This is a genomic window from Streptomyces sp. NPDC020362, from assembly GCF_040642095.1.
Lineage (GTDB): Bacteria > Actinomycetota > Actinomycetes > Streptomycetales > Streptomycetaceae > Streptomyces.
This window is the reverse complement of record NZ_JBFAET010000112.1, coordinates 1-18,879: the sequence shown is the minus strand read 5'-3', so window position 1 is coordinate 18,879 and position 18,879 is coordinate 1. Positions and strand designations below refer to the sequence as shown.

Below are 18,879 nucleotides of genomic sequence, written 5' to 3'. Positions count from 1 at the left end.
TGATGAACAGGCAAGTGCCGAGGGTGGCACACCGCACAGTGAACGCTGCCAAGTTGCTCGCCGCCGACGGGGCGCCCGCGGTCGGGTCGGCTTCATCGGCCGCCGTGGGTGAATCGGACTGCGCCAGCATGACTTTCAACCCGCCCGGGTTCATCCAGCGGGCGAAACTGGTCGCCATCCGCTGACGCCCGCCCGGAACCACTGGCCGGCGGCACTGGCGGGCGCGTGCACGTCACGGTGGTCGCCCTCTGGCCCTGGCTGAACCGCAGCGGCTGACGGGGAAACGGACCTACGGTTCCTCGCCCCAGCATTGCCTCCAAGCCTGCGGTCCTCGGCCTCGTGGGATGCCGCCGTCCCGCCAGTCACCCCACGCCGTCTTCCTCGGTCGGTCAGGAGCCGTCACGGCAGCTGCCCGACACCACCAGCTGCACCCGCTGAAACGCCGTCCCGCATCATTCCCAGCCCTGGAGCCCGTTCCCATGGCCATCACCTCCACCACGCTCGTGGACGCTTCCCGGTCCCACGCCTCGGCCGGCATCGCAGCGGTCGTCGCCCCCTGCCGCAGCTGCAGCTACACGGAATCCTTCGCACGGCGCGGATGGCGGACCGTGGCCGTCGAACTGGACGCCCGCCCCCGGCCGCCGCAGCTCGGCGAAGCTGGTGCAACAGGTGTGTACGCGGACACCGTGGAGCATCGTGGGACGCTGCGGCGGACGGTCAAACTACTGCGGGGGCTGGGGGTGTCGGCCGTCGTCGCCGGGAGCCCGGCGGGCTGCGAGCTGGCGGAGCGGATCGCCTGGCAGCTGGGTCTTCCCGGAGGGGATCCCGAGACGTCGCGGCTGCGCTACGACCGTGGCGCCCAGGCGGTCGCATTGACGCGAGCCGGGATCCCGGCGCCCCGCAGCATCCGCACCACCAGTCTGGCCGAGGCCCTGGCCTGGGCCGAAGCCTGCCCCCTGCCCGGCTACACGCTGGCCCCGGCCGCGGCCGGCACACCGGTGGAGCCGCTGCGCTGTGCGAGTGACCTTCAGATCAGTGCGGCCTGGCTGCCCATGAAACGAGCGGCCGCCCGGCATTCCGGTGACGCGCACCTGGTCCTCGCCGAGCAGCTGTCCGCCCGCCAGTTCGTGCTCCACAGCGTGAGCCGCCCAGGCGAGGCCGGCCGAACGGAGCACGTGATCACCGACGTGTGGGCCGAAACGCGCACTTCTGAGGGGCGCCTGGACCGTACCGACCTGCTGAACCGTCATGAACTGCTGTCGCGGGGCCTGTCGATGTACGTGCTGCGTGTCCTCGATGCCCTCGGTGTCATGTGCGGTCCGGTCACTGCACGCGTCGCCCACGGCGAGGGCGGGGGACCACTCCTGGTCTCGGCGCTCGCGACGCCAGGGATGTCGTTGGCCGACGAGGCGTTGCGCAGAGCCACGGGGCGGGACTGTGTGACGGACACGCTCGACACGTGGATCCCTTTCCCGCCCACCCGGCTCGTCCCCGCCCCCACCGGACACCGGATCGCGCGGGTTCACCTGCACCCCGGCAGCACAGGCGGCGTCGCCGCGTGGCTCGGGAGGATCCTTCCCCGGCTGCCGACCGTGGTCGCCGCCAGCGAGCACCTCCAGCCGTACGCCACAGTCGCCGAGGGCTCCTCTCCGGGCCCCGAGGTCGTTCTCAGCAGCACCGATCCGGAAGCCATGGAGGCGGACTACCGCGTCATCCGGGCCCTCGAACGCGAAGGCCCTGACCGGGGAGGCTGCTCGTGACCGTGGTCGGCACATCCGAGGAGACGATCGTCTCCTGCGCGTCCGGGCACACATCCCGCGCATCCCCGATGCCTTGGTGGTCGGTCCCGTCGTCATCCGCCACATGCAGGCCCAGCCCTTTGCGGCCTCCGCCGGCGTCATCGCCGCCGGAGTACACCGCATCCGCTGCACAGCAGCCCGACCCCCGTCCACGACACACGTTCCAGGAGGAACCCCATGCCTCGAGCCACCCTGGCCGGCTCCTGATGACTGGCCACGAGATGCCCATGACGTCCATGGCAAAGGATCCGGGCAGCCTCCGGTGCACTCTCCAAGCCACAGAGCCCGCCCGGGAGCAGAAACGCGACACCCACTGGCCCCGTTCATCGCCGAGTGCGCCTGCCCTGGATCTCGCGGACGAGCCGCCGCAGGACAACCCGGCGCCCTGGGCAGCGTATGTGAGCCCCGTGGACCCACCACTGGGATGCAAGCTGTGCGGCGTGACACCCACTGCCCCTGTCACCATCCGCGCTCACCAGGGGCTCATCATGGTCATGCGGTGGCGCCGCGTGGACGGGCCGTTCTGCGGGTTCTGCGGCATCGCACTGGTCCGTGACATGACCACCACAACGCTCTGGCAGGGCTGGTGGGGAGTGGGTTCCTTGGTCTTCGGCGCCCCGGTCGCGCTGGTGTCCAACCTGCTCGCCTATCTCAAACTGCGTCGGCTCCAGCTGGCCGTGCCCGTACCCGGGACGATCCGGCCTCCACTCGGGAAGCTGGTCCTGCACCGCCCGTCGGCGTACGTGGCGCTCATCCCCTTGATCGGGGCAGTCGCTGTGATCACTCACCTCATCCTGTGAGCCCTCTGCCCCTGGCTGTGCCGACTTCAACTGCACAGAATCGGAACTCGACCAACCACTGACCCGGGAGATGCTGGACGTCGCCGACCTTTCCCGGCACCCCGTCTGCCGGAACGAGCGAGGGACAGCCCGCATCTACCTGTCCGCAGGGGCAGGGTGCCTCTCGACGGGGGATGTCTCCATGGTGCAGCGAAAAGCAACGGTCCTGATGCTCAGCCTGGCGATGCTGCTGGGGTTGACCGCCTGCGGATGGGGCCGATGGGGCCACGCGCGCGCCGCCACCTGCGGATCACCACAGCTGGGCTGGAAATGGACCCGCCTGGCCGACAGGCCTGCAGGCGCACCGGTGGCCACGCTCAGCGGCAGGAACAAGAGTGCCAAGCCCTGCGCCTTCGACGGCTACCCGCAGCTTCACGTCTGGGTCGGCAAGGCGCAGGACGTCCTGTCGGAGCCGAAGAAGAAGGCCAAGCCGGTCCGGCTCGTGCTGAACCCGGGCCACACGGTGGACTTCCCGCTCTTCTACCAACCGCACCACATCCCGCGCCGTTTCTGCTGGATCGCGGGCGACGACAACGCGGGCAGCGACGTGGTTCCGCCCCACCGGGCCCAGCACGACTACGGGTCCTTCGTGCACGTGACCGACGCCAAGGGACACCGGCTGCCGACCCAGGTGTGCAGTGACACCATCCAGTTGGGCCCGCCTCACCTGCGCTGACAAGCGTCTCGTCGATGGGCCGGGCAGTTGGGCGGATGTCCCTGTCGAGTTGGTGACCGGCGATGCGACCTGGGCCGGACCGGGCTGCCGACGGCCTGCCCGAAGCACTCCTCGACCTGGCCGTGCCGCACGAGGACGGCGGCCGGTCCGCTCCGAGGGTCAGACGGACTCGGCCTCCAGGGCAGGACACGGTACGAGCGGCGTCAACGCTGATCGACCTGCGCGCCAAGGCCGCAATGAAGGGCTACTCCAGCGAGTTCCGCACCGCCCCCAGGTCTTCCGCAGGGCAGAGCCGTACTCGAGCTCCGGCCAGTCGGCCGGTCAGGCACGGCAACGCAGCATCTCCAGCGGTGGCTTCGCGAGGAGGTCCGCCCAGAAGTCCTCGCCGAACTCACGGACGCCGGCTTCGGACACCTGCAAGGGCACCCATTCCACCTCGCTGAACCCGTTCGCCCGCAGGCACTCCTCGTAGACCACGCGGCGCGGGACCGCGCTGACAATGCTGATCGGCTGCGGGTCGAGGAGAGCCGTGACCCGCACCCGCGGACCCGTCTCGATTTCCTCGCCGGTCGGCTCGCAGAGGAACCCGTACTTGTCCAGGGACGGACAGTCGAACCGGTAGTCGGGCTTCTGGGCGAACACGAAGAACTCGCCGCCCGGCACCAGGCTCCGGTGGATGTTGCGGCACATCCGCTCCATCCCCGCGATGTCTTCGGCGTAGTTGAGACACTGCACCCCCACCGCGATGTCGAAGAGCCGGTCGAGGGGCCGCAGCTCGGCCACGTCACCGACCTCGTAGTGCACACCCAGTGGGTCGCGCCGCTCGATCTCCCGCGCGGCGGCGATCATCTCGACGGAGATGTCGACACCGAGGACATCCGAGGCGCCGCGTCGCACGAACTCCCTGCTGTAGAAGCCGGTGCCGCACGCCAGGTCGAGAACCGACTTGCCGCTCACGTCCCCGACCATGCCCAGGAAGCTCGGCACCTCCCCGTAACGCATCAGCGGCAGGGACTTGAAACCCTCGAATGCCTCGCCGATCTCGTCGTACTGCTGCACGCTCACGTGCTGCCCCCTCCTGTGCTTCGTCCTGTACGTGGCCACGCCGGTGCTCCGGAATCACCGGCTCTCCCCGGGTCGCGGTCGTGGCAGAAAGTCTCCTCCGCCCTGTCCAAGCGCCCGTACTGGCAGATGACACAAAGAAGTTGGCCGGGTGACCCTCGTATCACCCAACACCGCCGCACTCGCTGCCGCAGGAAGGGAGAGGCGGCGGAGAGGCGCGGTGCGGGCGGCCACCCTGGGCGTCGACGATTCCCGCCCACTGTCCGCTCACGCGAACCTCGCCGCGTCCTACGGCCCAACGGGGGGTGTGGACGAAGTCGTCGCCATGCTGGCACAGGTGGTCGCGGACCGCGAACGAGTTGTCCGAGGCGGCCGGGAACAACAAGCCCCTTTGGCCGTGAAGGACCTGGCTCTTCGGGGGACATGAGCTCATCGCCGCGTGCAGGGCGGGGAATCGCTCCGTATTCAGCAGCGGTCGGATGAACTTCGCCTCATGTGATCGACGCAGTTCAGCTGGTCGGAGACCGGCGGGCTCGGCCGACGCACACATGGCATCGGCCGGCGCCCGTGGGTGATCCGCCGACGCGCGGCGTGGCCTGGGGTGACGAGTCGGTCCGGGCGGCGTCGACGGGGACTGGGCCGAGGCGTCGGCGGGTTCAGGTGGTGAGGGTGTCGGGAATGAGGCGGGCGAAGGCGACGAGGAGGTGTTCGGGCCCGCGCAGGATGGCGTTCTCCCGGTACGGCGGTGGGTCGGCGACGAGGCGAGGGGCTTGCAGCCTGCGGGCCAGGGCCGTGAGCGCTATCTGCGCCTCGGCGCGGGCGAGGGTGGCGCCGATGCAGTAGTGGATGCCGCCGCCGAAGCCGAGGTGGGCATTGTCGCCGCGGTCGGGTACGAAGCGGTCGGCGTCTTCGAAGCGGCTGGTGTCCCGGTTGCCGGCAGCGAGCATGAGCCGGATGCGGGAGCCCTGGGGGATGGTGGTGCCCGCGATGTCGATGTCGGCCAGCGCGCTGCGGGCGGACATGTGCACCGGCGGGTCGTAGCGCAGCACTTCTTCCACCAGCGAGGTCGCCAGGTCCGGGTCGGTGCGCAGCCGGGCGAGGGCGTCGGGGTTGCGCAGCAGGGCGAGAGCGCCGTTGGCGATCAGGTTGACAGTGGTTTCGTGACCGGCGATCAGCAGCAGACCCAGGGTGACCCGGAGCTGCACCGGGTCCATCACGTCGTCGGGGTCCTGGTGGGACATCAGTCCGGACAGCAGGTCGCTGCCGGGGGCGGTGCGGCGCTCGGCGATGAGACCATCCAGGTACTGGAGCAACTCGCCGCGAGCCAGCTCGAGTTCACGGAGTTCCTCGTCGGTCTGTGTGTCGACGGGATCGAGGCCCCGGGTGAGTCGGCGGGCCAGGCCGCCGAAGAAGGGCTCGTCCTCGCGGGGCACGCCGAGCAGCTCACAGATCACGGTGACCGGCAGTGGGTAGGCCAGGTCGGCGACGATGTCGATTCGGCCAGGCTGGGCGCTGGTGTGGGTGTCCAGGAGCCGGGTGACCAGTTCGCCGATGTGATCGCGCATGCCCGTGATGCGAGGGACGAATTCGTGGACGATCACGCGGCGCAGCTGGTCGTGGAAGGGCGGATCCTGCAGGAGCAGGCTCCGGGCCGCCTTGGGGGCTGTGTTCTGCGGGTTGAGGCGGTCGGCGCTGCTGCGCGGGTCGTGCAGCAGCTGCCTGATCTCCTGGTAGCCGCTGACCAGCCATGTTTCCTCGTCCAGGCGCGAGACCGCGTGCCGACGCATCTGAGCGTAGTAGGGGTAGGGGTCGGCACGATGGTCTTGGCGCAGGACCTGGGCGAAGAGGTCGGCGGCCGGGGGCGTCGTCGATGTGGTCACGGTGGGTCCTCCGTTCACAGGTGTGCGGTCGGGGCCGGTGCGTCGGCGGACGGCGTGCGGATGTCGCGGTCCGAGCCGCTGCCGGAGTCGCGGCCCGGGAATTCCGCGTCCACGGGGACGATCCGGACCGGGCCGTCGGTGGCGCCCAGCCGCGGCGGGAACGGTGCACGGGCTTCGATCAGCGTGGCGTAGCCGTCCAGCACGCGGGGGGAGTCGACTGCCACGGCGGCGACCAGCCGGCCCTTGAGGCCGTAGGCGGCGACGAACCGCCGCTGGTCCAGCGAGCCTTGGGTGATGACGACCTGGTCGGCGACGGCCGGCACACCCACGGACTTGAGGCAGAGCCCGAACTGGCTGGACCAGAAGGCGGGCAGTGGCTGGTGGATGCGCTGGACGCCGGGGGCATGGGTCATGTTGTACGCGGCCGTGCGTGCCTGGGCGACGGCGTTGTCCCAGTGGTCCAGCCGTAGCAGATGGCCGGGGTAGAGCGGGTGCGGCCGGCGAGCGACGTCACCGGCGACGAAGATGTCCGCACTCGGCGTCCCGTCAGTGGCCACGGCTCGGCAGCCGCCGTCGCTGATCACGCCGCGGTGGTCCGCGGCGAGCCCGGTGCCGGTCAGCCACTCGGTGTTGGCCAGGGCGCCGGTGGCGACCACGGTCACCTCGGCGTCCACCGCCGTGCCGTCGGACAGCACAGCCCGTCGCAGCCGGCCGGAGGGATGACCTTCCAACGCACGCACCGTGGTGTTCGGCCTCAGGTCAACCCCGGCGTCGCGGTACCAGTCGGCGGCAGCCCGGCCGATCACACCGCCCAGCGCACCGGCCAACGGCGCCGAGCCCCGCTGGGTCACCGTCACCGCCAGTCCCAGCTCCCGGCACACCGAGGCGACTTCACCGCCGGTGAACCCCGCGCCGATGACCAGCACCCGGGACGGACCGGCCGCCAGCGCTCCGCGCAGCCGCTCGGCGTCCTCGCGGGTACGCAGCACGTGGACGCCGTCCGGACCACCCCCGGCCTGGGCGGGCCAGGGGCGCGATCGGGAGCCGGTGGCGATGAGCAGGCGGTCGTACTCCACCTGTCGGCCGTCGGCCAGCTCCACGCGGCGGGCGGGAACGTCCAGGCCGGTGGCGCGCGTGCCCAGCATCCAGTGGGCGTCGATGTTGCGGACCCGGGGCAGCACGATGTGGTCGCAGCTCAGCCGGCCGGACAGTACCGCCTTCGACAGCGGGGGCCGGTCGTACGGCGCGTGGGGTTCATCGCCGATCAGGGTGAGTCTTCCGGTGAACCCTTCGTCACGCAGGGCCTCGGCCGCCCGCAACCCGGCCAGCGAGGCGCCGACCACCACGATCCGGCCGCCATGCAGCCCTGCCGCGGTCGACATGGTCACCGGCCGTCTCCGCTCGCGCCGGGCGCGGGCTCGGTGGCGCCGCTGAGCGTGATCGCCTGGACGGGGCAGGCCGCAGCCGCCCGCTCCACTTCGCGGCGGACGCTGCCATCAGGTGCGTAGTCGTACTCCAGCGATTCCTCGCCGTGGAACCGGAAAACCGTCGGGGCGGCGTAGACGCACTGTCCGTAGCTCTGGCAGCGGTTCAGGTCCACCACGAGCCGCAGGGGCTGGGTGATCATCTCTCGTCCCCTTTCCTCTCGGGCCAGGAGGTCGACCGCGAAGGCATCTGCGTCGTGCACGACTGGTCGGCGGACCTCGGCCTGCGATAGCGATCAGTACGGGGATAGTGACTGCTATCTGGACTCTACACGCTTTTCGAACGTTTGACATAGTCATCCCTATCTGAATAGTCTTGGTAATGTGAACGCTCAGAGTGACGAAGCTCCCCGTCGGCGGTTGAGCAGAGCGGAGGCCAAGGCCCGCACCCGGGAGCTGCTGCTGGACGCCGCGGCCCGGGTCTTCGCACGCAAGGGCTTCGTCGGCGCCTCGGTGGAGGAGATCGCCGAAGCGGCCGGCTTCTCCATCGGCGCGCTGTACTCGAACTTCGGCAGCAAGGAAGCGCTGTTCCTCGAACTGCTCTCCCACCGCCAGACCGATCGCATCGCCGAGGCCGCCCAGGCACTGGAGCGGCACCCGGCGGGCAGCACAGAGATCGCCGCCGAACTCGGGGCGCTGCTGGTCGACGTCGCCGACAAGGACATCGACTTCGCCCCGCTACAGGCCGAGTTCTGGCTCTACGCCGTGCGCAACCCTCACGTCCTGGACGCCATGGCAGCCAACCTGCGCGACCCCCGCGAGGCACTGGAACGCGTGATCAGCGCATCCCTGGCTCAACACGGCGCCCCCGCCGAGGTCTGCGCCGAGGCCGTGGCCACCGTGGTGGCGGCCCTGTTCCTCGGACTGGTGCGCCAGCGGCGCATCGACCCCGCCAGCGTGCCCGAAGAACTCTTCGGACAAGCCCTGAAGTGGCTGTTCACCGGCATCACCGCCAGTACGGCCCCGGCGGCCGCCGACACCGACTAGTCACAACCGCAGCGGCCCGCCACTCGCCGGACCGAACCGTCCCGGCGGCGACCGCGACCAGCCGCCGAGCGGAGCATCGATGCGCGTGCCGACGCCCCGCAGGGTCCGGTGATCGCTCACCTGCACCCTCCGAAGGAACCACCTTCATGAACGCTCACCGCGAGACGCCGCACGCCCACCGCGCAGGAGCCACCAGCTCCGGCAAACTGCGCATGCGTTATGCGGCCATCGGCATCTTCATGGCGTTCACCTGGATCGGAGAAGGCAAGGAACCGGCGTGGGAACACGCCCTACGCGCTCTCGTCATCCTGCTGATCCTCCCGCCCCTGCTCCTGTGGACCCATCACCGCCTCACCCACAAGCTCTACGAGACGGACCGCCCGGCACAGGTCGTCGCCCAGCTGATCACCGCCCGAACCGTCATCATCACGGCCGACTTCGGCACCGGCATCCTGCTCGGCCACCTGCTGGACCCACACAGCGGCCGTTCCATGGTCCTGCCTGCGATCGGACTCCTGCTTCTCGTCCTCAGCATTCCCGCGCAGATTCGCCGGGCGCGCCGCACACGGGCCGGCACCAGCCATCCCTCGACCCGACCCGCCCTCTCCGCACCGCGCCTGATGGCCGCAAAACTCATCCTGCTCAGTGGCGCCCTCCTGGCTCAGTTGCTCCTGAGCGCCTGCCTGGACGACGCCACCTTCGTGGTCGCGGCAGCCATCGTCGTCACGGCTGCCGCCCTGGGCCCCGCGGTCCACCGCCGACTGCTGGTCACCGGGCCCGCGACCGCCGACGAGGAAATGAAGCGGGTCCCGGCCTGACCGCCGCGATGAGTCGTCTCGAACGACCCGTCAACAAGCTCAAGCAAAGTGACGCACCAGGGGCATGTGCGCGGTGCCGCCGACGATCTCGGAACTCGCCCACAGAGTCACGTGGCACACACGCCTTCGGAAGGACGGGGTGGACGGGTGCGGACAGCACTGGACAGTCCCCGCCCCTGTCGGGCCTGGAATGTGGACACCGCCTGACACGAGTCTGTGTGCCCTGCGGCCACCCCGGCCGCATCCACACCCGCACACTCGCACCCGAAGGAGCATCACCATGACGTCCCGCCTCCGCCCGCCCCATGGCACGACCGTACTGGTCGCCACCGCGGCCCTCTGCGCCGCCACCGTCGCCACGGCCACCACGGCGTACGCCGCGCAGGACGCCGAACGGCGCCCGCCGAGGATCGTCACCGACTGGTCCCGCGCCTGGAACGGCACCGACCCGCAGGCGCTCGGCGCCCTGTTCACCGCAGACGGCACGTACACCGACGAGGCCGTGGGCATCACCTTCCACGGGCGCCAGGAGATCGCCGGGTGGAAGGCCCGCGCCGACAGCGTCATCGACAACGTCCACGTCACCGTCAGCACGGCCCGTCGCGACGGCGATCGCATCACGGTCGAGGCCGTCTACTCCGGCCACATCAAGGACGCACCCAAGCCCTTCGCCGTGCCGATGACCATCCTCCTCGACCTCGACAGGAACCGCTGCCGGATCGCCTCCGACGAGGACCACTACAGCCTCGCCGCCGTCCTCACCCAGTCCGGCCTGCCGGCCGACTGGACCCCGCCCACCCCCTGACCGCTTCCTGGACCTGACGCTGACGAAGGTCCTGCCCGCGTTGACGAGGGAGGCGGCGGGGAGCCGAGGGCGTCGGCCCCCAGGACAACTCCAGGGGGCCGACGGGGTCAGCCCGCGGCGACGGGCACCGCACTCAGCGAGCCGTCCTGGACCACTTCTCGTCCTTGGCGCCGTTGCAGGTCCACTGGATCAACTGGGACCCCTTGGTCGCCTGTGCGCCGAGGGCGAGGCACTTGCCGGAGTAGACGTTGCGCAGTTCGTGCGTGTCCGGGTCGTACCACCATTTCTCGTCCACGGCGCCGTTGCACGTGAACTGGACGATGCCCGCACCGTCGGTGAGTTTCGACGCCGGGCCCATGCACTTGCCCGAGTACGCGTTCTGCAGTTCATAGGCGCGTTTGCCGTTGGAGTCGGTGGTGTCACCGAATACCCAGAGCTCGTCCTGGCTGGTGTTGCAGCCCCACTGGATGATCTTCGCGCTGTCGGTGTTCTTGCTGCCCACACCGGCGCACAGCGCGCTGTAGTCGTTGCTCAGATAGGTGGCGCTGTCGATGCGCCTGGGCAGCATGGAGAAGACGACGCGATAGTCGGTCTTCTCGTTACTGCCCCACAGGCGCCGCGTGTTGGGATCGTAGTTGAGGTCCTGAGTGAGCGGCGGGGTGCGGGTCAGTGGGCTCGTCTGACCGCCCGGCCTGGCCCGCCAGATGCAGGAGTAACTCCCGTCGTCCCCGGGCCGGGTGTCCCCCATGTAGCCGATCCTGCACTCGGCGGACAGGTAGAAATAGGTGCCGTCGGTGGCCACGCCCTGCAGCTGACGGACCGGAGCCACATGGGCGGACGTGGCCGTGACCGGCGATGTGCCCCCTCCGCCGATGTCCTGCAGCGGCCAGGTGATCACGCGCGCATCGCGCCTGTCGATGGGGTCCGGGGGGTTCAGGTAACGGAGCTCGTCCGAGTTGCGCCGGTACTCCCCGGACACCAGTCGCGGCTGTGTTCCCGAGCGGTCCAGACTGAGGGAACTCAGGCAGGCGATCATCCCGTCGCAGGCCCGCGGGCTCTTGTTGGAGTCCTTGTCTTCCTGGGCCTTGGTGCGCGTCATGTAGCGGGCGACCATCGGCAGGGCCCACTGGTGGTGGTCGGCGGACGAGACGCCGTTCTTGACGCCCACACCGTCGGCGACGGACTTCATCCTCCACAGGTGGTTCAGGTCGTAGATCTGCAGCTCGCCGCCGTTGGCCACGAACAGCCTGTTGCCGTACCAGACGACGCCGTCGGCGTGGACGTCGGTGACCGCCTGGAAGTCCGGCTCGTCCCTGCTGCCGACGGGCCTGACGAGCAGCACGTGTCCGTAGCTCCAGTCCTTGCCGGTGGACTCGAGGATGGAGAGGCGGGCCTTCAGGTCCCCCTGATGGCTGTTCGGTCCGCCCTTGCCGTAGTACCAGGCCTGCATGTACAGGTGATGGCCGTTCACCGTGCCGCCGTCATAGGCCTCGTGCGAGGCCGTCATGCCCTGCGGATGCCAGCCGCCGGTGTCGGACCAGGAGCTGGTGTTCTCGTCCGCCGAGTCCCAGCAGAATCCGTTGTACTTGAAGACGCCGTTGATGCCGGTCGTCTTGCACAGGGTGCGGCCGACGTGCTGACGTGACTGAGCGACGTTCAGCGCTGAGACGACGGTGACAGCCTTGGTCGCTTCCACGCCCTCGATCACGGATCCGGCCGTCTGGTCGCCGTTCGGCCCTGGGGCGACTCCTGGCATCTCACGCGGGTACAGGTGGAAACCGGAGTGGTCCACCGCCCGGAACGCTCCGCCGTTCGGCCCGCCGTCGGGAGGCGGCGGCAGGATGTCGGCCGTCGCCTGTTGACTGCCTGTCACCATGGCCGCCAGAGCGGACAGCGCGATCAGCGCTGCTCCGATTCGCCCCCCGCGGCGTGCACATAAATTCGCTATCACGGGATGAGACGGTAATGACCTGGTCAAGATAGTCCAGGATTTCGCAGGCACCGGCGCGTCCCTCGATCCCGCCTGCGCGGCGGCATACGGAGGCCGGTACGGAGGCCGATCCGGCTCACATGCATACCGGGGAAGCCGTGCCTCCGGGCTGGGCAGTGGCCATCACCACCGACTGCGGTTGCCCATCCCGTGCTGTGTCAGGGCGTGTGCCAGGAATGTCGGGTACCTCCGTCTTCCGGTGATGGGGCGCGCCGTGTGGACCGCGGTGGTAAGCGAGGTGGTGGCGGGGGGGAGAGAGGGAGCCGCAGGCCGTCGGCGGTGTCATGCCTGCGCGCGCTGCCGCGAGAGGGCGACGCCCGGCTCACGGTGGCCCGAAAGGGCACCTCTGCACGTTCGACGGCCTGCGGGCTGCCTCGGAGTGGACGGTCCGGTTCCGGGCGGAAGGCTGACGTGACGGCCGGTGGTCCGGTGGGCTGTTACGGGCGGGTGGCGCGATTTCGGTGGCAGCTCCGCTCGGCGTGCCCTGCTCCCGGCCTTGCGCGGGTCCTGTCATGCCCCTTATAACCGTCCCTGCAGGCATCGGTGGGGATGGCCGGAAATGGCGGTTGCCGCCGACCAGGGGGGATCCTCAGCTCCGCCGGGATCGGCATCAGCGCACGCAGACCCACGGAGACCGAGGACATGACCGACAACGCCTTTCGCGACGCCATGACCCGCCTTGCCGTCGACCCGGCCTTCAGAGCCGAACTCGACGGGGACATCAACGAGGTGGCCCGAAGACTTGGCCTGACACCCGTCCAGGTTGCCGAGCTCCGCTCCCTTCGCGTCGAGTCCGGCACCGATGGGGGACCGGCCGCACTCGACCCGAGACTGTCCAAGTCGTCCCTGTTCTTCGGCAGCGCCGCACACGCGCTGGCCCACCACGACGCTCCGGACGTTCCGGTCGACCATGTGTCCGCCGATCACGCGACCAGCGACCACGCGACCACCGACCACGCCGCCGCCGGCCACGCCTCCGTGGACCACGCGGCGGACCCGTCGCTCCCTGCCGAGGGCCTGGGGACCGCCGGCGCCTTCGGCGTGTCCGCCACCGGCGCTCAGAGCCTGCTCGGCGGAGGACTGGTCCACGAGTCGCCGACCGAGGCGGGTGGCGGGTTCGGTGACCTGGGTCAGGCCGGCGGCTTCGGCGGGTTCGGGGACGCGGACGGTTCGGACCTCGGCGGGCTCGGCGGACATGCGGGCGGCGGCGACGCCGGGGATCTGGGCGGCTTCGGCGGGTTCGGTGACGGTGGCGTCGGTTCCGGTGGGTTCGGGGACGGCGGGTTCGGCTCCGGGGGAGACCTCGGCGGATCCGGCGGGTTCGGGGACCTCGGCGGTCACGGCGGCGGCTTCGGCGGTGAGGGCGGCGGCGACGCCGGTCACTTCGGCCACGGTGGCATCTTCGACCGTGACGAGGGCGATGGCCACGGTGGCGGAGAAGGCGGTGGCGGCGAGGGCGGCGGCGCAGGTGGTGGCGGTGGCGGCGAGGGCGGCAGCGGTGAGAACGGCGACCGTCCCTCCGGTGGCGGCGGCCACGGTGGCGGAGAAGGCGGCGGTGGCGGAGAAGGCGGCGGTGGCGAAGGCGGCGGCAGCGGTGAGAACGGCGACCGCCCGTCCGGCGGTGGTGGCAGCGGCGAGAACGGTGACCGCCCCTCCGGCGGCGGTGAGAACGGCAACCGGCCCTCCGGCGGTGGTGAGCCCGGCGGCGGCGAGAACGGCGGCCGCGGCCGCGAGACCATCGGCGGTGGCTCCGAGACCGTGCGCGGCGGTGTGAACTTGCCCGGCGGCGCCGGTATCGGCGACGTCGCCACGCACCTTTCGCCCTCCGCGCCCGGCGCCGACACCGACGGCGGCTTCTCCGACGGAACGTTCATCAGCGGCTCCGGCGCGGGCTGAGCCGACGCATGCTCTGCCACGCCTGCCGCGTCCATGTGCGGCGCGACTTCCCGTACTGCCTGCACTGCGGCACCCTCCGCCGCGGCGCGGCACCGACGTCGTACGCCGCGCCGCACCTGCGCGGCCTCGACGACCCCACCCTGCTCGTACCGCTCACCGGCCCGGTCACGACGCTCGGCCGGGGCGCGGACAACGACGTCGTCCTGCCCGACGGAAGCGTGTCCCGCAGCCACGCCCGGATCGTGCGCACGGAGACGGGGTTCCGGATCGAGGACCTGGACTCGTTCAACGGCACGGCCGTGGCCGGCGTCGACCTGCACGGCGGCGCGGCCCACCTCGCCGACGGCACCGAGCTGTCCGTCGGCGACGTACGCCTGGTGTTCGAGCAGCCCCGCGCGGCGCACATCGGCCAGCGCACCCAGGTCGTCGGCACCCAGCTCACCCAACTCCCCACCGGCGTACAGGAGTCGGCGCCGGAGGCGAACGGCCCGCTGACCGCACGCCCGCGCCGCCGCTCCGGCTGGGCGCTCAAGCAGGTTCCCACCGACCGCGGCGAACCCCGCTGGGTGCTGAACAACACCCGCACCGGTGTGTACCTGGAACTGGACGAGCGAGAGGTCTTCCTCTGGCACGCCGTCGACGGCGAGAACACCGTACGTGACCTGCTGTTCGCCTACGCCGACCGGTTCGGCGAACTCGCCCTGCCGCGCATCGAGGCGGCGCTCGCCGCGTTCGCGAACGCCGGACTGCTGCGCGGCCTGCCCGGCCGTCCCGAGGAGGCGGAGCGGACGGGCTGGCGCCGCGCGGGACGGGCCGTGTACCGGGCGCTGCTCAAACTGGAGGTGTCGGTCCCCGGCCTCGACCGCACCGTCAGCCGCCTCTACCAGGCCTTCGGCTGGCGGTTCTTCACCCGGACCGGGGTGACGCTGGTGTGGCTGTCGGTGATCGGCGGCCTCGTCGCGTTCTTCGCCGCGCAGGGACGTCAGCACCTGCTGGACTTCGGCGGGGCGGGCGTCTGGGGCCCGGTGCTCCTCGCCGCCGGATACGTGTCCGCCCTGGTCGTGCACGAGCTGACGCACGCGCTGGCCGTGAAGTCGTACGGCCGAAGGGTCCGGCGCGGCGGGTTCCTGCTCATGATGGGCATGCCGTTCGCGTTCGTGGACACCAGCGACATGTGGTTCGGAACCCGCTGGTCGAGGGTCGTGGTGGCGCTGTCCGGACCGCTGTCGACGGCGGCGCTGGCCGGCTGGTGCGCGGCCGGAGCGGCCTTCCTGCCCGCCGGACCAGCCTCGGCCGTCCTCTTCCACCTCGCCTTCGGGCTGTACCTGAACACCCTCTACAACTTCAACCCCCTGATGCCACTGGACGGTTACCAGGCCCTGACCGACGCACTGCGCGTGCCGCGCCTGCGCGAGGAGGCGAGCGCCTACTTCCGCAAGGGGCTCTGGCGGGACCTGCGCGCAGGCAGCCGGCCCGGCCCGCGGCAGGCGGGCATGGCCGCGTACGGGCTCGCGATCGTCGCCGGGACCTACGGCTTCCTCGCCCTCGCCCTGCTGGCCTGGCGCTCCCGGATCGGCGACCTGCTGGACGGCTGGGTGAACCCGCCGTGGACCACGGTGATCGAGGCCCTCGTGGTCGCCCTGGTGGCCTTCCCCGTGTGGTCGGCGCCCGTGCGGTGGCTGATGCGCCGGGTGCGGCGCCGTCGTGACACGAAGGGCGCGGTGCCCGCCCCGGCGGTGGGTGCCACCGTGGAGGGGGCGGCATGACGCGGGATCCGAGCGTCGGTCAGGGCGGCGGGGGCGTCGATTGGGCCGTCCCCGGTTACGTACCCGTCCGCACCCTCGGAGAGGGCGCCGGCGGACGGGTCGTGCTGGCGCGGCACACCTCGACCGGCGTGCCCGTCGCGATCAAGTACCTGAGCCGGCGCCTGCGCGGCGACCGGGAGTTCCTCGCCCGCTTCCGCGCCGAGGCCCGGCTGCTGGGCGAACTGCGCCACCCGTGCGTGGTGCGGCTGTACGAGTACGTCGAGGCGCGCGCCGGTGCCGCCATCGTCATGGAGGCGGTGGACGGCGTCAGCCTCCGCCAACTGCTGCGCCGGCACGGGGCGACCGGCCCCGAGGCCGCCCTGGCCCTGCTCAAGGGGTCGCTGCTGGGCCTTGGCGCGGCCCACGCCGCGGGTGTGGTCCACCGCGACTACAAGCCGGAGAACGTGCTGGTCCGAGCCGACGGCACGAGCGCGCTCGCCGACTTCGGCATCGCCGTACGCACCGGACGCGAGACCGAGGCTGTCGGTACACCCGCCTACATGGCACCCGAGCAGTGGCAGGGCGAACCGGCCGGACCGGCGGGCGACGTGTACGCGGCGTCCGCCGTGTTCCACGAGTGCCTGACCGGGCGACGCCCGTTCACCGGCGACGACGTCACCGCCCTGCGACTGCAGCACCTGCGGGCCCCCGTCCCCCTGGACGACGTACCCGCGCCGGTACGCGGACTGCTGCGCAGGGGACTGGCCAAGGACCCGGCGGACCGTCCGGGCATCGAGGACTTCCTCGCCGACCTGGAACGGTCCGCCACCGAAGGGTACGGCGCCGACTGGGAGGAGCGCGGCCGTCGCAGACTCGCCGAACTCACCACCCTGCTCGCGCTGTTGTTCCCGTTCAGTGCGACGGCGACCCTCGACGCGCCCGCGCGAGCCCTGACGCTGCTCGGCCGGGTGAAGCGCCACGGATGGAAGGCCGCCGCCGGAGCGGCCGCGCTCGCGGTGGTCGCGGGCGGGGCGACGGCCGTGACGGCCCGTCCGCACGACACGGCGACAACGGTGGTCAGTTCGGTGCCGTCGGCCGTCAAATCAGCCACCCCGTCGGCCACTTCTCCCTCCGACGCCCCGACCACCGTCCCGCCGACGACCGACACCACGCCCTCCGGCACCCCCTCGGAAAGCCCGTCGGCCTCTCCACCCCCCTCCGTCACCAACGCCCCGCCGACGGAGTCGCCCGCGCCGACGACCGAGGGCCCGGCGGCACCCACACCCGGCACGGTCACGATCACCATCGGCTCCTGGCAGCGGGGGCAGACCCCGGGAACACTGATCGCCGACGTGACCGTCGACACCACCGGAACCGGGCCCGTGACCGTGACGGCGAACTACTTCGTCGACTCACCCGCCGACCCCTACGGCAACCAGGCCGAGGAACTGTCCGGCAGCACGCACTACCCGGTGACGTTCGAGGCCGACTTCTCCAACCACCCGTGCCGGGGCACCTGGATGGTCACGCTCACCAGCACCCCGGCGGCCGCGAACGGACCACAGACGGCGTCCCTGGACGCACCACCGTGCTGAACGCCGCATCCAACGCCGCACCGAGCCCCGCTATGAACGCCGCACCGAGCCCCGCTACGAACGCTGCACCGAACCCCGCACCGAACGCTGCACCGAACCCCGCACCGAACTCCGTACCGAGCAAGAACGAGAACGGAACGACATGACGACAGCCACCACGGTCGCCGGGCGGCCCCTGTCGGGCTGGTCGCGGGACGCGCGCCATGGCACCTGGTACGCCCTGGTCCCCGGCCGGTCCGGCGAGCCCGCGCTCGGCGTGCTCCGCATCGACCGTGCCCTGCTCGCTACGGAGGGTACGCGCGAGCGCCTGGCGGCCGCCGTGCTCGCCGTGGCGAAGCTCCGGCTGCCCGGGGTGCTCGGCACGGTCGACCTCGTCGCGGAGGCGGGGGAGGTGTGGCTGATCACCGCCCGGCCACCGGTTCCCACGCTCGCGGACCTGCTGGCGAACGGCGGTTCCGGCCTCGACGCGGGCAGCGCGGCCAGCGTCCTGAACGAGACCGCGCAGACTCTGCTCGCCCTGCACAAGGCCGGCCTCGCCCACGGGACGCTGGGCACGGACACCGTCGTCCTGGCCCCGGACGGTGTCGCCCTGCTCGCCGAGGCCGTGCTGGGCACGGTGCTGGGCGACGCACCGGGCTCATCGCGCCGCGAGGCCGACATCGCGGCCTGGGCCGACCTGTCGCGCTCCCTGGGCGGGGCCTGGGCGGCCCCCGGCAGTCCTGCTGCCACCCTGCTCGCACAGTGCTCCGTCATCGCCGGTTCCGAGGGCCTTGCGCCGGCCCGAGCCGCACTGGTCGCCGGGCGCGCCGCGCTTCCTGCGGGCTTCCTGCAACGTACGGAACTCCGCGCGGCGGTGGCCGCGACGGCCCCGGAGATCACCGCGGCACCGACGGCGGACGAGAGGAGCGATGGAACGGCGGCAGAGGGGGCCCACGGCCTGGCGGACGAGAGGGTCGACGGGACGGCGGACGAAGGGGCCCACGGACCGGCGGACGGGTCGGCAGCGCCCGCCGCCGGCCCGCACGACCAGGCCACCCTCCTCGGTGAGCGCGACCGCACCCCGCGCCGAACCCACTGTGGCCACCAAACCCACCTCACCCCGCGTCAGGCCCCCGCCACCGCCCCGGACGACCAGGCCACCGTTCTGGGCAGACGCAACCGCACCCCCATCTGGCCCGCGCCGGCTGAACCCGTAGCTGAACCCGCCGCAGATCCCGAAGCGGCACCCACGGCGGCAGGGTGGCCCGCCCCGACCGGCGTGGACGACGGCGAGATCCTCCTGCGCTTCGGCCCCGGCATCCCC

The 18,879-nt window shown here is 71.3% G+C and carries 14 protein-coding genes and 1 pseudogene; 10 read left to right on the top strand and 5 right to left on the bottom strand.

The annotated features are described in order from the left end of the window. The first annotated feature begins 479 nt into the window (after positions 1-479). The 3 genes from AB0H32_RS30875 (at position 480) to AB0H32_RS30865 (ending at position 3,314) form a co-directional block, all read left to right on the top strand. Positions 480-1,760: a hypothetical protein gene (locus AB0H32_RS30875; RefSeq protein WP_361127151.1), complete on the top strand. Its 1,281-nt coding sequence runs from the start codon at positions 480-482 to the stop codon at positions 1,758-1,760. Between the two features lie 479 nt (positions 1,761-2,239). After that, on the top strand, positions 2,240-2,599 hold the full coding sequence (locus AB0H32_RS30870; RefSeq protein WP_361127148.1) for a hypothetical protein: 360 nt from the start codon (positions 2,240-2,242) through the stop codon (positions 2,597-2,599). A gap of 181 nt (positions 2,600-2,780) precedes the next feature. Further along, positions 2,781-3,314 carry a DUF4232 domain-containing protein gene (locus AB0H32_RS30865; protein ID WP_361127146.1) on the top strand — a complete coding sequence of 178 codons (534 nt, stop codon included), beginning with the start codon at positions 2,781-2,783 and terminating at the stop codon, positions 3,312-3,314. A gap of 321 nt (positions 3,315-3,635) precedes the next feature. Here the strand turns inward: AB0H32_RS30865 and AB0H32_RS30860 are convergent, their stop codons facing one another. The 4 genes from AB0H32_RS30860 to AB0H32_RS30845 form a co-directional block, all read right to left on the bottom strand. Beyond that, a complete protein-coding gene (locus AB0H32_RS30860) occupies positions 3,636-4,379 on the bottom strand; it encodes a class I SAM-dependent methyltransferase (RefSeq protein ID WP_361127143.1) in 744 nt (247 codons plus the stop codon). 653 nt (positions 4,380-5,032) lie between these two features. Continuing rightward, on the bottom strand, positions 5,033-6,256 hold the full coding sequence (locus AB0H32_RS30855) for a cytochrome P450 (protein WP_361127140.1): 1,224 nt from the start codon (positions 6,254-6,256) through the stop codon (positions 5,033-5,035). A 14-nt stretch (positions 6,257-6,270) separates the two neighbouring features. Continuing rightward, entirely contained in the window at positions 6,271-7,638 is a 1,368-nt protein-coding gene (locus tag AB0H32_RS30850) for an FAD/NAD(P)-binding oxidoreductase (RefSeq protein WP_361127189.1), read from the bottom strand. Between the two features lie 2 nt (positions 7,639-7,640). Beyond that, entirely contained in the window at positions 7,641-7,868 is a 228-nt protein-coding gene (locus AB0H32_RS30845; RefSeq protein ID WP_361127186.1) for a ferredoxin, read from the bottom strand. Between the two features lie 232 nt (positions 7,869-8,100). Here AB0H32_RS30845 and AB0H32_RS30840 point away from each other — a divergent pair, with 232 nt between their 5' ends. The 3 genes from AB0H32_RS30840 (at position 8,101) to AB0H32_RS30830 (ending at position 10,350) form a co-directional block, all read left to right on the top strand. Beyond that, positions 8,101-8,727 (top strand): helix-turn-helix domain-containing protein, encoded by a 627-nt coding sequence (locus AB0H32_RS30840; protein ID WP_361127137.1) that lies wholly within the window; start codon positions 8,101-8,103, stop codon positions 8,725-8,727. 146 nt (positions 8,728-8,873) lie between these two features. Further along, positions 8,874-9,545 carry a hypothetical protein gene (locus tag AB0H32_RS30835; protein ID WP_361127134.1) on the top strand — a complete coding sequence of 224 codons (672 nt, stop codon included), beginning with the start codon at positions 8,874-8,876 and terminating at the stop codon, positions 9,543-9,545. A gap of 280 nt (positions 9,546-9,825) precedes the next feature. After that, positions 9,826-10,350 (top strand): nuclear transport factor 2 family protein, encoded by a 525-nt coding sequence (locus tag AB0H32_RS30830; protein ID WP_361127131.1) that lies wholly within the window; start codon positions 9,826-9,828, stop codon positions 10,348-10,350. 133 nt (positions 10,351-10,483) lie between these two features. Here the strand turns inward: AB0H32_RS30830 and AB0H32_RS30825 are convergent, their stop codons facing one another. Next, positions 10,484-12,226 carry an RICIN domain-containing protein gene (locus tag AB0H32_RS30825; protein ID WP_361127128.1) on the bottom strand — a complete coding sequence of 581 codons (1,743 nt, stop codon included), beginning with the start codon at positions 12,224-12,226 and terminating at the stop codon, positions 10,484-10,486. Positions 12,227-12,982: 756 nt separating this feature from the next. Here AB0H32_RS30825 and AB0H32_RS30820 point away from each other — a divergent pair. The 4 genes and pseudogenes from AB0H32_RS30820 to AB0H32_RS30805 form a co-directional block, all read left to right on the top strand. Beyond that, positions 12,983-14,236: a hypothetical protein gene (locus AB0H32_RS30820; protein WP_361127125.1), complete on the top strand. Its 1,254-nt coding sequence runs from the start codon at positions 12,983-12,985 to the stop codon at positions 14,234-14,236. An 8-nt stretch (positions 14,237-14,244) separates the two neighbouring features. Further along, positions 14,245-16,002, top strand: a complete 1,758-nt coding sequence (locus AB0H32_RS30815; RefSeq protein ID WP_361127122.1) for an FHA domain-containing protein — start codon at positions 14,245-14,247, stop codon at positions 16,000-16,002. Beyond that, on the top strand, positions 15,999-17,576 hold the full coding sequence (locus AB0H32_RS30810) for a serine/threonine-protein kinase (protein WP_361127119.1): 1,578 nt from the start codon (positions 15,999-16,001) through the stop codon (positions 17,574-17,576). The genes AB0H32_RS30815 and AB0H32_RS30810 overlap by 4 nt, the downstream gene beginning before the upstream one ends. Positions 17,577-17,718: 142 nt before the next feature. Then, a pseudogene (locus AB0H32_RS30805) lies at positions 17,719-18,879 on the top strand (hypothetical protein); the annotation flags it as partial.